This is a genomic window from Streptomyces canus, assembly GCF_001514145.1.
In the GTDB taxonomy this organism is placed as follows: Bacteria; Actinomycetota; Actinomycetes; order Streptomycetales; family Streptomycetaceae; genus Streptomyces; species Streptomyces canus.
The window spans coordinates 229,624-243,650 of sequence record NZ_KQ948659.1 but is presented as its reverse complement, the minus strand read 5'-3'; the positions used below and the strand labels follow the sequence as shown (position 1 = coordinate 243,650).

Genomic DNA, 14,027 nt, shown 5'->3' with positions numbered 1-14,027 from the left:
CAGTGACCGCTACGCAGTGTGTCGTATATCCGTGCGGCCGGTCTAGGCCTGCGGTGGATGGTGCAGACCCAGGTTTTCGTAGATTTCCAGTGTCGCCGTGGAGTTGTTGAGCGTGATGAAGTGCAGTCCGGGCACTCCCTCGGACAGCAGCCGGGCGCAGAACTCCGTGGCGAACTCGATTCCGATCGAGCGTACAGCGGTCGGATCGTCCTTTGCTGTGAGGATCCGCTCTTTCAGGGCGGAGGGGATGATCGCATTACTGAGCTGTGGTAGCCGCTCCAGCATCCGTACGCTGGTCACGGGCATGATCTCGGGAATGACGGGGGTTTCGCAGCCCGCCGCGTGGACTCGGTCACGCAGCCGCAGATAGGACTCCGGCTGGAAGAACATCTGGGTGATGGCGTAGTCGGCGCCGGCGCGGCACTTGTCGACGAAGTGCGTGACGTCGCCCTCCCAGTCCGCGGAGCGCGGGTGCATCTCCGGGAAGGCCGCGACGCCGACGCAGAAGTCGCCCGACTCCTTGATGAGCCGGACGAGTTCGGCGGCGTAGGTCAGGCCCTGCGGGTGCGCCACCCACTCGGCCATCGGGTCGCCGGGCGGGTCGCCGCGCACGGCCAGGATGTTGCGGATGCCGGCGTCGGCGTACTGGCCGATGATGTTGCGCAGTTCCGCGACGGAGTGGTCGACCGCGGTGAGGTGGGCGACCGGGGTCAGGGTGGTGTCCGCGACGATCTGCTGGGTCTCCTTGACCGTGCCCGCGCGGGTGGAGCCACCGGCGCCGTAGGTGACGGAGACGAAGTCCGGAGCGACCGCCTCGACCCTCCTGAGCGCGCTCCACAGGTTCCGCTCCCCCTTGGGGGTCTTCGGCGCCGAGAACTCGAAGGAGTACGTCGTCTTGCCCGCGGCGAGCATGTCGCGCACCGTGCGTGCGCGGTCAGTCCTGGTGGATGCGGTTCCTAGGGCCATACCGGCAGGTTAGCCAGGGGGCAGCGGTCGCCCAACCGGATCAGGGAAATTTGCCCGCTTTGTCGACTTGTTGTCCACCCCTCGGACACCGGGCCGATCATGCGACCGGCGAATACCAGCCCCTCACTCCGTGTCACTCAACCGCTTCGCGAACTCCGCGGCGGCCGCGCCCGGGTCGTCCGCCTCGGTGATCGCCCGGACGACCACGACCCGGCGGGCACCGGCGTCCAGGACCTCGTCGAGGTTGGCGAGGTCGATGCCGCCGATGGCGAACCAGGGGCGGTCGGTGCCGAGGGCGGCGGTGTACCGGACCAGGTCGAGGCCGGGGGCGTGCCGGCCGGGCTTGGTGGGGGTCGGCCAGCAGGGGCCGGTGCAGAAGTAGTCCACGCCGACCTGGACCGCGGCCGCGGCGGCCTCCGCCTCGGCGTGTGTGGAGCGGCCTATGAGGATGTCGTCGCCGAGGATCGCGCGGGCGGCGGGGACGGGCAGGTCGCCCTGGCCGAGGTGCAGTACACCGGCGCCCGCCACGTGGGCGACGTCGGCCCGGTCGTTGACCGCGAGGAGCCTGCCGTGCCGCGCGCAGGCGTCGGCGAAGACCTGGAGATGTTCCAGTTCCTCGGCCGCCTCCATGCCCTTGTCCCGCAGCTGCACGATGTCGACGCCCCCGGCCAGGACCGCGTCCAGGAACTCAACGAGGTCGCCCTGGCGCTTGCGGGCGTCCGTGCAGAGGTAGACGCGGGCGCCGGCGAGCCGGTCACGAGTGGTGGCGGGCATGCGTGAGTCTCCCCCGGGTTCGGTGGCGTACGGGCCGTGACCGCCGTGGCCGCGGCCACGGCGGTCACGGCCCGTACGCAGGTGTGGTTCGGATCAGACGGCGAGCGCCTGGGCCCGGCGCTTCACCTCCGTGCCGCGATTCTCGCTCAGGGCCTGTGCGGGGGTGCCGGGCAGGCTCTCATCGGGCGTGAAGAGCCACTCCAGCATCTCTTCGTCGGTGAAGCCGTCGTCCCTCAGGAGCGTCAAGGTCCCGGCCAGGCCCTTGACGACCTTCTGCTCGGCCCCGTCGATGAAGGCGGCGGGGACGTGCAGCGCGCGGTTCTCACCACGGCGTACGGCGATGAGCTGGCCGTCCTTGACCAGCTGCCGCACACGCGTCACCTCGACATCGAGCATCTCTGCGATGTCGGGGAGGGTGAGCCAGGCGGGGACGAGAGCATCGATCTTTGCGTCAATCTCGGTCACGGGATTAAGCGTGCCATCCCGCACTGACAGTCGGAAGCCGGGGCGCCCCCGGCGGGGGAACCGGGGGGGCATGATCACCGGGTGCCGACCGCCACAGAACCAGGCGGTCCCGGCCGTCGGAGCCAGGCGGGCCCAGCCATCGAAGCCGAGCGAGCCCCGGTCGACAGCACCACACGACACCCGGTCGCCGGAGCACGCAGGCCCGGTCGGCAGGCGTCGGCGGACTCCGCCCGGGAGGTTTCGGGGGCGGGCCGAGCCGCCAGGCCGTCGCCCTACGCCGTCGCCGCCTTCAGCGGCCTCGCCGGGTCCGTCAGCAGCTCCGGGTCCATCTCCACGCCCGCCTCGATCAGGCGGCGGCCCTGGGCCAGGTCGCGGGGCCGCCCCACCGCGAGAAGGGCCACCAGGCGGTTCTCGCGCAGCCAGCACACCGTCCAGGCGGGGCCCGACGGCTCGCCGCGCCACAGCGTCGTGTCGGCGGACGCGTGGTGGCCGGCGTACTGGACGAAGCGGCCGAACTGCTCGGACCAGAAGTACGGGACGGGGTCGTAGACCGTACGGGTCTCGCCCAGGATGTCGGCGGCCACCGTGCGGGGGCCCTGGAGGGCGTTGTCCCAGTGGTGGACCAGCAGGCGCTCGCCGTACCTGCCCGAGGGGAAGGAGGCGCAGTCGCCGACCGCGTGGACGTCGGGCACGGACGTGCGCAGCCGGTCGTCGGCGACGACCTCGCGGTGGGCGCCGAGTTCGATGCCCGAACCGGCGAGCCAGGCCGTGGCGGGCCGGGCGCCGATACCCACCACGACCGCGCCCGCGGCCACCCGGGAGCCGTCGTCCAGGACGACCGCGCCGGGCTCGACGCGCTGCACGCGCGCGTGGGTGCGCAGCACGGCACCCGCGTCGGCGTACCAGGAGGTCATCGGCGCGGCCACCTCGGCGGGCAGCGCGCCCGCGAGCGGCCGGTCCGCGGCTTCCACGACCGTCACCGCGCAGCCCGCCTCGCGCGCGGCGGTGGCGAACTCGGCGCCGATCCAGCCCGCGCCGACGACCACGATGTCGTGCTGCCGGGCGAGCACAGGGCGCAGCCGCTCGGCGTCGTCCAGGGTGCGCAGCAGATGCACGCCCTGCACACCCTCTGTGCCGGGCAGCCGGACCGGTTCGGCACCGGTGGCGAGGACCAGGGCGTCGTACGGGACCGGCCCGGCCTCGGTGTCCAGTTCGTGCGCTTCGGGACGTACGCCGAGCGCCTCACGGCCGAGCAGCAGTTCGATGCCGAGGGCCTCGAAGTCCACGTCGAAGGCGGAGCCCTCGGCCTTGCCGAGCAGGACGGCCTTGGACAGCGGCGGACGGTCGTACGGCTGATGGGGTTCCGCGCCGATCACCGTGACCGTGCCCTTGAATCCCTGTTCGCGCAGGGCGACGGCGGTCTGCACGCCGGCCATGCCCGCGCCGACCACGACCACCCGCCGCTGCGCCTGCGTCTGCTCGCTCATTTGATCACCCTAGTCACCTGACAATCAGTCAGTCAGGAGTCGTGCTCAGTGACCTGTTCCACAACGCTCGTCCCGCTGCCCGGCTGCGACTCCCACTCCCACGTCTCCTCCAACCGCAGCCGGCCGTCGGGAAGCGCCACGACTGTCGAGACGCAGTGCCCGGAGGATGTCGTTCCGTCGTGCTTGAGCTGCACGTACCGGAAGTCGAGACGGTCCTCCGCGCGCGTGCCGATGAGATGTCCGCGTACCACGTCTCCGCCCGCGTACTCGGCCCAGATCTGCCCGTCCTTCTCGTGGTAGGTGAACCGGGTCCGCGTACCCACCTGACCTGGGGCCTGATCGGCCACCGGGGCGAGGACGAGACCGTCGAGCGAGCGGGGCATGGCGGAAGGCTCCCTTACAGAGGCGCGCGGGCACGGGCTAGGGTGGCCAACGTAGAGCACTCGCGGGAGCCCGGACGCACCGGGCTGAGAGGGAGGCTGGCGGCCTCCGACCGTACGAACCTGATCCGGGTCATGCCGGCGAAGGGAGGGGCTGGACGCCCATGTCCTCACGTACGTCAGACGTCCTCGTCGTCGGGGGCGGCATCATCGGCCTGGTCACGGCCTGGCGGGCCGCGCAGCGCGGACTCACCACGGCCGTCGTGGACCCCGAACCGGGCGGCGGGGCCGCCCAGGTGGCCGCCGGGATGCTGGCCGCGGTCACCGAACTGCACTACGGCGAGCACACCCTGCTGGGGCTGAACCTCGCCTCGGCCCACCGCTATCCCGACTTCGCGGCCGAGCTCACCGAACTGACCGGCCTCGACCTCGGCTACCGCCGCTGCGGCACGCTCGCCGTGGCCCTGGACGCCGACGACCGCGCCCACCTGCGCGAACTGCACGCGCTCCAGCGGCAGTCGGGGCTGGAGTCGGAGTGGCTGTCCGGCCGGGAGTGCCGACGCCTGGAGCCGATGCTGGCACCAGGGGTGCGGGGCGGACTGCGGGTGGACGGCGACCACCAGATCGATCCACGGCGGCTCACGCGCGCGTTGCTGGCCGCGTGCGAGCAGGCGGGTGTCGGCTTCCACCGCGCGTGGGCCAAGGGCCTCCGTGTCGCCGGGGACCGGGCCGCGGGGGTCACCACGACCGACGGCGACGAGCTGGGCGCGGGCCAGGTGGTGCTCGCCGCCGGAAGCCTCAGCGGCCGCCTCGAAGGGGTCCCCGCGGACGTCCTGCCCCCGGTGCGGCCCGTGAAGGGCCAGGTGCTGCGGCTGACCGTGCCTCCGCACCGCGCGCCCTTCCTGAGCCGCACTGTGCGGGCCGTGGTCCGCGGCAGCCAGGTCTACCTGGTGCCGCGGGAGAACGGCGAACTGGTGATCGGCGCGACCAGCGAGGAGCTGGGCTGGGACACGACGGTGACCGCCGGCGGGGTGTACGAGCTGCTGCGGGACGCCCACGAACTCGTCCCCGGCATCACCGAGCTGCCGCTGACGGAGACCCGCGCGGGACTGCGCCCGGGCTCCCCGGACAACGCCCCGCTGCTCGGGCCCACGGAACTGACCGGGCTGGTGCTCGCGACCGGCCACTATCGCAATGGCGTGCTGCTCACGCCGATCACCGGGGACGCCATGGCGCACGTCCTGACGACCGGTGAACTCCCCGACGTGGCGCGCCCGTTCACCCCGAGGCGATTCGCCGCCACGGAACTCCTGGAGCAGCCGGCATGAACATCTCCGTCAACGGGGAGCCGCGGGAGTTCGCTTCCGGCACGGCTCTCGACACCGTCGTGCGGGCGCTGACGCCGGCGCCGTCCGGGGTGGCCGCCGCGCTCAACGAGACCGTCGTCCCGCGCGCGCAGTGGCCCTCGACGTCCCTGACCGAGGGAGACCGCGTGGAAGTCCTCACCGCCGTCCAAGGAGGCTGAGCCATGGCCGACGATCCCTTTGTCCTCGGCGATACGTCCTTCTCGTCCCGGCTGATCATGGGCACGGGCGGAGCGCCCAGCCTGGACGTGCTCGAGCGAGCGCTGGTCGCCTCCGGCACCGAGCTGACGACGGTCGCGATGCGGCGCGTGAACCCCTCGGTGCACGGCTCGGTGCTGTCCGTACTGGAGAGGCTCGGCATCCGGGTACTCCCGAACACGGCGGGCTGTTTCACCGCCGGAGAGGCCGTCCTGACGGCCCGCCTCGCGCGCGAGGCGCTCGGCACCGACCTGGTCAAGCTGGAGGTCATCGCCGACGAGCGCACCCTTCTGCCGGACCCCATAGAGCTGCTGGACGCGGCGGAGACCCTGGTGGACGACGGCTTCACGGTGCTGCCGTACACGAACGACGACCCGGTGCTCGCCCGGAAGCTCGAGGACGTGGGCTGCGCGGCGATCATGCCGCTGGGCTCACCGATCGGCTCGGGCCTCGGCATCCGCAACCCGCACAACTTCCAGCTGATCGTCGAGCACGCGCGTGTGCCGGTGATCCTGGACGCGGGAGCGGGCACGGCGTCGGACGCGGCCCTGGCGATGGAGCTCGGGTGCGCGGGTGTGATGCTCGCCTCAGCGGTGACGCGGGCGCAGGAGCCCGAGCTGATGGCGCACGCGATGCGGCACGCGGTGGAGGCGGGGCGGCTGGCGTACCGGGCTGGGCGGATCCCCCGACGGCACTTCGCCGAGGCGTCGTCCCCGGTGGAGGGCAGGGCGGTACTGGATCCGGAGCGGCCCGCCTTCCAGTGACCTGATGGGGGTCCTGGGGCGAGAGAGGTGACCCAGCGGCACACCCGCCCCCGACCGGCGACTCTGCGCGATCTGCGTCACAGCTGCGCTGCAGTCCCGCCTCGATATCGGCCGAACAGGACGGGCTGTCAGCGACGGCTCGTAGACTCACCTGCGTGGATACGACCCTTCAGGACCCGCTGGTCGGGCAGGTGCTCGACGGCCGCTATCGCGTGGACGCGCGGATCGCGGTCGGCGGGATGGCCACGGTCTACCGGGCCCTGGACACCCGTCTGGACCGCGTGCTCGCGCTCAAGGTGATGCACCCCGCGCTCGCGGCGGACGGGACCTTCGTCGAGCGGTTCATCCGGGAGGCCAAGTCCGTCGCCCGGCTCGCCCACCCCAACGTCGTGCAGGTCTTCGACCAGGGCACCGACGGGTCGTACGTCTATCTCGCCATGGAGTACGTCGCCGGGTGCACCCTGCGCGACGTGCTGCGTGAGCGCGGTGCCCTGCAGCCGCGCGCCGCCCTGGACATCCTGGAGCCCGTGCTCGCCGCGCTCGGCGCCGCGCATCGCGCGGGTTTCGTGCACCGGGACATGAAGCCGGAGAATGTCCTGATAGGGGACGACGGCCGGGTCAAGGTCGCCGACTTCGGACTCGTGCGGTCGGTCGACACCGTGACCACCACCACCGGAGCCGTACTGGGCACCGTGTCCTATCTCTCGCCCGAGCAGATCGAGCAGCCGGGAACCGCGGACGCCCGCGTCGACGTGTACGCGTGCGGTGTGGTCCTGTACGAGATGCTGACCGGCGACCGCCCGCACGACGGCGACTCACCCGCCGTCGTCCTCTACAAGCACCTCCACGAGGACGTCCCGCCGCCCTCGGCCGTGGTCCCGGGGCTGCCGTACGAACTGGACGAACTGGTCGCGTCGGCCACCGCCCGCACCCCGGACCTGCGTCCGTACGACGCCGTGGCGCTGCTCGCGCAGACCCGCGAGGCACACGGCAGGCTGAGCGCCGACCAGCTGGACGCGGTACCGCCGCAGGCGCTCGCGGCGGAGTACGCGGGCGCCGAGAACCGCACGAGCGTGATCCCGCGCACGCTTACCGTGCCGCGTCCCCTGCCGGTCAACGAGGACGAGCGAGTGTACCACCGCACCAGCCGCCTGGAGAGCCCGCCGCCCCCGCCTTCCCGGCGCGGCCGTTCTTCCGGCGGCCCCCGGCGCGGCCCGCTTCTGATCGTCGCCGCGATCCTGCTGGCCCTCGGGCTCGGTGCGGGCGTCTGGTACATCAACTCCGGTCAGTTCACCCAGGTCCCGGCCCTCCTCGCGAAGACCGAGGCACAGGCCCGGGACCGGCTGGACGAGGCCGGTCTGGAGACCGGCAAGGTCACGTACGCCTACAGCGACACCGTGAAGCGCGGCACCGTCATCAGCACGGACCCGGGCGTGGGCGCCCGCATACGGAACAACGACTCCGTGTCGATCACCGTCTCCAAGGGCCCGCAGACGGTGAAGGTGCCCGATGTGCAGGGGGACGCGCTGAGCACCGCCAGGACCCGGCTGAAGGCGGAAGGGCTGCAACCGGGCATGGTCACCCGGGAGTTCAGCGACGACGTACCGAAGGGTTTCGTGATCAGCACGGATCCCGGGGACGGCACCACGCTGCGCGCCGGCTCGGCGATCGCGCTCACCGTCAGCAAGGGCGCCCCGGTCGACGTCCCGGACGTCACCGGCGAGGACCTGGCCGACGCCAGGGCCGACCTGACGGAGGCCGGTCTGAAGGTGAAGATCGCCACCACGCGAGTCAACTCCGAGTACGACGCGGGCCAGGTCGCCAGGCAGACCCCGGCCGGCGACAGCCAGGCCGCCGACGGCGACACCGTCACCCTGACGATCTCCAAGGGCCCCGAGATGATCGAGGTCCCGGACGTCACCGGTGACAGCGTCGACGACGCCAAGACCGAACTGGAGGAGGCGGGCTTCCAGGTCGACGAGGACCGCGGCCTGCTCGGCCTGTTCGGCGACACGGTGAAGAAACAGTCCGTGAAGGGCGGCGACACGGCCCCCAAGGGTTCGACGATCACGATCACCATTCGCTGACGGACGCTCCGCGCCCACCCCGGGGCGCGGGGAACTGCGCACCCGGCCCCCACCGGCCCGCAGCCGCATGCCCGACGCCGCCCCCACCCCCTCAAGCGCCGCAGGCAATGGCACCCTTGACCGGTGACAACTCAGCGCAACCCCGTCGGCGGCCACGTCCCCGTGGCCGGCGGCCTGCACTCCGTGGGCCTGTCGTACGCCCGTGACCTCGACGCCGAGACCGTGCAGGTCTTCGTCGCCAACCCGCGCGGCTGGGCCACCCCCGTCGGCAACCCGCGGCAGGACGAGGCATTCCGCGAGGCCTGTGCCGAGGACGCGATCCCGGCGTACGTCCATGCCCCGTACCTGATCAACTTCGGCTCGCACACCGAGGCGACCGTGGAGAGGTCGGTCGATTCGCTCCGGCACTCCCTTCGGCGCGGACGCGAGATCGGCGCGCTGGGCGTCGTCGTGCACACCGGCAGCGCGACCGGCGGCCGCGACCGTTCCGTGGCCCTGAAGCAGGTGCGCGAGCACCTGCTGCCGCTCCTCGACGAGCTCACCCACGACGACGACCCGTGTCTGCTCCTGGAGTCGACGGCGGGCCAGGGCGCCTCGCTCTGTTCCCGCACGTGGGACTTCGGCCCGTACTTCGAGGCCCTGGACGCCCACCCGAAGCTGGGCGTCTGCCTGGACACCTGCCACATCTTCGCCGCCGGGCACGACCTGACCGGCCCGTTCGGCATGCACCAGACGCTCGACCTCCTGGTGGAGACCGTCGGCGAGGGCCGACTGAAGCTGATCCACGCCAACGACTCCAAGGACGTGGTCGGCGCCCACAAGGACCGCCACGAGAACATCGGCTCGGGCCATATCGGCGAGAACCCGTTCCGTGCCCTGATGACCCACCCCGCCACCGAGGGCGTCCCCTTGATCATCGAGACACCCGGCGGCAAGGAGGGCCACGCGGCGGACGTGGAACGGCTGAAGAAACTCCGGAACGGCTGAGGCCGCCCGAGGCCGGTGGGAGGAAGCCGAGACGACCGGGTCAGCTCACGAGGGCTGACAGGAACGCCAGCAACAGCCCTGCCCCGAGCAGCCCCATCGACCGACGCAGCCAGCGGTACTTGGCCGAGAGGATGACGCTGACGTCCTGGAACTGGATCAGCAGCCAGCTCACCCGGTCCGCGCCGACCTCGGCGGTGGCACGGCGCAAGGCCTCCAGGTCCGTGACACGAAGGGCGTCGGCGTAGTACGTCGGACCTGGAACCGAGCGGACCGTGCCGGTACGGGGCAGGACCACCGCGAGGAGCAGGAGCGTGCCGACCGCCCAGAGTGCCCCGCCCGCCGCGAGGAGTCCCAGGGCAACCCCCGAGGCCCCGGTCGGCACCCCTCGGCCGAGCGCCAACGCGGGCACCGCCACGGCACCCGAGAGCAGGATCGACGCCTTCACGTCCGCCCTGCCCAGGTCCTCGCGCACGGTCAGCAGCAGCCGCTCGGCGACGTACTGCGCGGCCTCCGGTTCGCCTGGGGTCACTCGCGGGCCCCGGAACCGTGGTCGTACTCCATTCCCGTGCCTTCCCCGGGGACCGAGTCGGCCGACGGCGCGGGAGGGATCGGCGGTGCGTCGGCCGGGGACAGCGGCGGGGCGGGCGGCATCGGCGGTATCGGCAGCGAGGTCGGCGCCTGCGGCAGCCCGTTCGGGAAGACGCCGCCGGCGACCGTACGGCTGTAGTCGATGAGGGCCTGGACCTGCTCGTCGATCTGGTGGCGCTGGACGACACCCTGGTTGATCAGGTTGGTCAGATAGTCCAGGGCGCCCTGGCGCTGCTCGCGGGCCTGCTGCTGGAGCACACCGAGGATCTCGTGCGCCCGGCTGGGGTCCTGGGCCAGCATCGTGGCGTACTGGACGGTCTCGCCCGCGGTGATCAACTTCTGCGCGTCGTCGAGGTTGGCGGCGATCCTCGCCTTGTGGGCGATGTCCATGGCCTCCTGGACCTTGCTGCCCGTCTCCACCGCGACCATCTGGGCCTGATGGTCGGCGGCCGCCTGGCCCAGGTCGATACGGATGAAGACCTGGGTGACCAGGCCGAGGTCGGCGCCGAAGTCGTTCCACCGGCCGCTGGCCAGCTCGTCCTGGATCGCCTCGTCGACCTGCTGCGCCGAGTCCAGGCTGTAGCGTCGGCTGATGCCCCGCAGCCGGGCTTCCAGCGGCGGCCGGAGCATGCGCTCCACGTCGACCACCCGCTTCTCGGCGGCCAGGTAGAAGTCGCGCACCTCCCAGTTGACGTCGGCGCCCGCCTTGAACCGCGACCGGTCGCCGTAGGTGGGCAGTTCGAGCTGGAAGGAGACCTGGTGCTGACCGCGGGCGACCCAGCACACCGAGGTGGGCTTGCCCATCAGCGGCTTGTTGACGTGCTCGGCGCCGCGCACGGTGAGGATGCTGTATCCGCCGTTCTTGTAGTAGAGCACCGAGGCCACCTGGCTGTTGCGGTGCCGGTAGGCGGCCTGTGGGGCGAACTCGCGTACGAAAGGGCCTCTGAGGTCGTGGGGCAGGACGAACTCCTCGTCCTGCCGGGGCCACTGCTGACCCCACTGGTTGTGCGTCATCGTGTACTCGCTCCCTGGACCGCCCCCCACAGACGGCGGACCTGCTGTTCGTTCAGTGGTTGGTCGGGGTCTTCGGTCAGTTCCTTGATCAGCGACAGCAGCCGGTCCCGGTCGTCCTGGCTGTGCACCAGCAGCGGCAGGAACCGCTCCAGGCACTCGGCCCAGGGCTGCTCGGCCGAGTCGCGGAGCCAGCCGGACAGGGCGTCGACGGCGGCCTCGTAGGACCGCGGGGTCTGCAGAGCCGTCCACAGGAGCCCGGCGAGTTCCGCGGCCTGGGCGGGCCGGACGGCGGCGAGGGCCAGCATCAGCGGCCAGTCGCCGTGACCCGCCAGGTCGTCGTGCTGGTTCCAGAGATCGACCACGGAGACGGAGGCCAGGAAGATCGTGCTCTGCAGACCGAGGTCCTGGTGGGGCCGGCGTTCGTCGGACAGCCAGGCGCGGATCCGGCCGGGAGTCCGGCCGTCGGGGTGGGCGCCGGCGAAGTGGGCGACCTGGACGGCCGCGTCGGCCCGTAGCCTGCCCTCGTCCCAGGCACCGATCCCGCCGAGCAGGTCCAGTGACTCGCGCGGAGTGGCCGTGGCCCGCCCCCTGCCGAGCACGGCGCCCGCCGTCCAGCGCAGCTGTTCGTCGCCGTGCCGGGCCCAGGAGCCGACCAGGGCGCGGACGGCGCCGCCGACGTCCGGGGAGCGCAGGGCCACGTCGAGCACGGTCGCGGCGAACAGCCGGCGCCGGGCCTGCCTGGCCTGGGCCATGGGCTGGACCAGTTCGTGCACGGTGTGCGACAGGTCGAGGCGGCACAGCTGCCCGGCCGCGACGGCGGCCCGCACCCAGACCTGCGGCCGGTCGTCCTCGCACAGTCCGGCCAGCCATCGCAGCACGGGCCCGCGCGCATTGTGCCGGTGCTGCCAGAGGTGGCCCAGGACGGCCGGGGCGAGAGCCTCACCGGCGAAGCGCACCGTGCGCACCGGGACCTCCTCGGTGCCGACCTCCTCCGTGCCGAGTTCGGCGACCGCGCGGGCGGAGACCAGCCGGGCGTCGACGCCGTCGCTGAACAGCGGGCGGCCGGGTGTCGCCTCCGGATCGACGGTGACGGCCAGTTCCCAGGCGAGCACCTCGGCGGCCTCGGCGACGGCGCTGAGCGAGGCCCCGTCCAGGACGGCGACGGCGATCCGGTAGGCCGCGTCCCGTAACCGCTCGGGGGTTTCCGAGCGGACGCCGCCGGCGAACCACTCGGCGGCCTGGCGCTCGGCGAACTTCCGGCATGCGGCGAGCAATTCGTCGTGCGTGAGCTCGCCCCGGGTGTTGCGGGCCAGCAGGGTCGCGAAGTGGGCCGCCTCCGCGGGCCGCAGCTCGTCGAGGCCCCGCGCCTCCACCACCTCGGGATCGAGCGCCATGACCCGGGCCCGCTCGTAGGCCTCGGGTCCCGCCTCGTCGAGTTCGTCGGCGAGGTGACCTTCGAGTACGGCGGTCTGGGGGGCCGGGGTGTGGACGCGGTAGTAGCGGCCGCCGCGGGAGAGCACGTCCCCGGGTTCGGGGGTGGCCAGCAGGACCGCGTAGGCCTGCTTCTTGCGGAGCAGTTCGCACAGCCGGTCCAACCCGGTCTCGTCGGGCAGTCCGACGGCGCTGGGTTCCAGCACATAGCCGTGGCCCTCGTCGATCTGGTTGTCGTCCAGCTTGTCCAGGTCGGTGCGCGGATCGAGCCGCGAGACCTGGCCGCGGGTCAGGTCGTCCAGCAGGGACAGCGCCGTGTAGGAGCGGCCGGTACCGGGACGGCCGAGGAGGACCAGGAGCCGTCCGTCGCGCAGTTGCCCGCGGTGGTCGCCGTAGTCCTTCGGTTCCTGGAAGACCCGGCGCAGCCTGCGCAGTTCGTCCTCGGGGAGCGGGCCGGCGAGCAGCCGCTCGGCCGCCTGTCCGCCGTAGAAGTTCATGGTGTGGACTGACCCGGAGCTGATGAGGGTTCCGGAGCCGTGCGAGGACACGGTCGAGCGGTAGATCCTGGAGGCGGCGGCCGCGGCTCCGGGCAGCGCCTCCTCGCCGAGCGGGTCGGCCGCGGTGCCGCCGATGACGTCGGACTGCGGCTGTTCCGGGCCGCTCCCCTGGTCGGGGCCGGCGGACTTGTCCGGTTCGGCTTTCTGCTGCGGCTGTTGCTGCTGGGGTTTCGGGTTGCCCTGGGGAGGCTGGGGGCTCTGCGCGTTCACCGGTCACCGCCGTGCTGGTTGATGTGCAACGTGTCGACGTTGCCGTTGGCGATGAACTGGCCGCTGCCGTGGTGGTGGTTGTTCTGGACGAAGCTGTCCCCGGTGCCCTGGGGCTGCGGCGGCTCGGGCGGGAGGTCCTTCGCCGCAGTCGCCGGGTCGGGCGGCTGCGGCAGCCCGGGCACCGTGAACCAGGCGGCCCTGCGGCCCTCCTTCAGCTCCACCTCGTGGCGGCGGTAATGGTCCGGCTCCACCCAGCGTCCGCCGGCGAGCACGACGTCCTCGTACAGCCGGTCGGAGGCGACCACCACCAGGGGTGCACCCTCCGCGGCCTTGAGGATCGCCTTCGCGGTGTCGCAGTCGCCCAGCCGGCAGGCGAGATCGACGGCCCGCCCGGAGCGGCCGTGTGCGTCGCGCGTGACGGGGCCGATGTGCAGGCCCACGCGCAGCCGCAGGGGCTTGTTGAGGTCGCGGTTGATCTGGCGGAGGTTCTGGTGGAGGTACTCCAGCCACTCCCCCACCACCCGCTGCGGCGGCACGTCGGGCGCGAGGACGCTGAGGATGCCGTCGCCGCGGTCCTCCTGGTAGAGCCGGGGAGCGCGGATACGGGCCTGTTCGAAAGCGGTGTTCGTGACCTCGTAGAGTCTGCGCCGCATCCCGGGTTTCTCGGTGTCGGACAACAGGCCCGAGCCCTGCGCGTCCACGTTGACGATGAAGCCGTACTCGGCAACCTCCTCCATCGTTCTCTCCTCCCTGCC

General features: G+C 72.1%; 14 protein-coding genes and 1 riboswitch. Of the genes, 5 read left to right on the top strand and 9 right to left on the bottom strand.

The window, feature by feature from the left end; genetic code table 11:
• Window positions 1-42: 42 nt before the first annotated feature.
• The 5 genes from metF to AQJ46_RS14730 form a co-directional block, all read right to left on the bottom strand.
• The gene (gene metF, locus AQJ46_RS14750; protein ID WP_059206030.1) at window positions 43-966 is read right to left on the bottom strand and encodes a methylenetetrahydrofolate reductase [NAD(P)H]; all 924 of its coding nucleotides are present in this window, start codon (window positions 964-966) and stop codon (window positions 43-45) included.
• Between the two features lie 123 nt (window positions 967-1,089).
• Window positions 1,090-1,740: a thiamine phosphate synthase gene (gene thiE / locus AQJ46_RS14745; protein WP_059206029.1), complete on the bottom strand. Its 651-nt coding sequence runs from the start codon at window positions 1,738-1,740 to the stop codon at window positions 1,090-1,092.
• 93 nt (window positions 1,741-1,833) lie between these two features.
• Window positions 1,834-2,205 (bottom strand): Rv2175c family DNA-binding protein, encoded by a 372-nt coding sequence (locus tag AQJ46_RS14740; RefSeq protein WP_020119884.1) that lies wholly within the window; start codon window positions 2,203-2,205, stop codon window positions 1,834-1,836.
• 272 nt (window positions 2,206-2,477) lie between these two features.
• On the bottom strand, window positions 2,478-3,692 hold the full coding sequence (locus AQJ46_RS14735) for an NAD(P)/FAD-dependent oxidoreductase (RefSeq protein ID WP_208616936.1): 1,215 nt from the start codon (window positions 3,690-3,692) through the stop codon (window positions 2,478-2,480).
• 32 nt (window positions 3,693-3,724) lie between these two features.
• A complete protein-coding gene (locus AQJ46_RS14730; RefSeq protein ID WP_059206028.1) occupies window positions 3,725-4,075 on the bottom strand; it encodes a hypothetical protein in 351 nt (116 codons plus the stop codon).
• A gap of 52 nt (window positions 4,076-4,127) precedes the next feature.
• Window positions 4,128-4,239: riboswitch (TPP riboswitch) on the top strand.
• Between AQJ46_RS14730 and thiO the strand changes: the two genes are divergently transcribed.
• The 5 genes from thiO (at window position 4,237) to AQJ46_RS14705 (ending at window position 9,472) form a co-directional block, all read left to right on the top strand.
• Window positions 4,237-5,400, top strand: coding sequence for a glycine oxidase ThiO (gene thiO, locus AQJ46_RS14725; RefSeq protein WP_059206027.1), 1,164 nt, complete (start codon window positions 4,237-4,239; stop codon window positions 5,398-5,400). Its footprint overlaps the riboswitch before it by 3 nt.
• Complete coding sequence (thiS, locus tag AQJ46_RS14720; protein WP_059206026.1) at window positions 5,397-5,597, top strand: sulfur carrier protein ThiS; 201 nt, start codon at window positions 5,397-5,399, stop codon at window positions 5,595-5,597. Before thiO ends, thiS begins: the two co-directional genes overlap by 4 nt.
• Before the next feature lie 3 nt (window positions 5,598-5,600).
• Window positions 5,601-6,398, top strand: coding sequence for a thiazole synthase (locus AQJ46_RS14715; protein ID WP_059206025.1), 798 nt, complete (start codon window positions 5,601-5,603; stop codon window positions 6,396-6,398).
• A 155-nt stretch (window positions 6,399-6,553) separates the two neighbouring features.
• A complete protein-coding gene (pknB, locus tag AQJ46_RS14710) occupies window positions 6,554-8,485 on the top strand; it encodes a Stk1 family PASTA domain-containing Ser/Thr kinase (protein ID WP_059206024.1) in 1,932 nt (643 codons plus the stop codon).
• Between the two features lie 123 nt (window positions 8,486-8,608).
• Window positions 8,609-9,472: a deoxyribonuclease IV gene (locus AQJ46_RS14705; protein WP_059206023.1), complete on the top strand. Its 864-nt coding sequence runs from the start codon at window positions 8,609-8,611 to the stop codon at window positions 9,470-9,472.
• Window positions 9,473-9,512: 40 nt separating this feature from the next.
• On the opposite strand, the gene AQJ46_RS14700 is transcribed toward AQJ46_RS14705, so the two are convergent.
• From AQJ46_RS14700 to AQJ46_RS14685, 4 genes are read right to left on the bottom strand one after another with little or no spacing between them, the layout of a single operon-like run.
• Window positions 9,513-10,001 carry a Pycsar system effector family protein gene (locus AQJ46_RS14700; RefSeq protein ID WP_059206022.1) on the bottom strand — a complete coding sequence of 163 codons (489 nt, stop codon included), beginning with the start codon at window positions 9,999-10,001 and terminating at the stop codon, window positions 9,513-9,515.
• Complete coding sequence (locus AQJ46_RS14695) at window positions 9,998-11,074, bottom strand: hypothetical protein (protein ID WP_059206021.1); 1,077 nt, start codon at window positions 11,072-11,074, stop codon at window positions 9,998-10,000. The genes AQJ46_RS14700 and AQJ46_RS14695 overlap by 4 nt, the downstream gene beginning before the upstream one ends.
• Complete coding sequence (locus tag AQJ46_RS14690) at window positions 11,071-13,272, bottom strand: hypothetical protein (RefSeq protein WP_059206020.1); 2,202 nt, start codon at window positions 13,270-13,272, stop codon at window positions 11,071-11,073. The genes AQJ46_RS14695 and AQJ46_RS14690 overlap by 4 nt, the downstream gene beginning before the upstream one ends.
• Window positions 13,269-14,009, bottom strand: a complete 741-nt coding sequence (locus AQJ46_RS14685; protein WP_059206019.1) for a nucleotidyl cyclase domain-containing protein — start codon at window positions 14,007-14,009, stop codon at window positions 13,269-13,271. The genes AQJ46_RS14690 and AQJ46_RS14685 overlap by 4 nt, the downstream gene beginning before the upstream one ends.
• Between the last annotated feature and the right edge of the window lie 18 nt (window positions 14,010-14,027).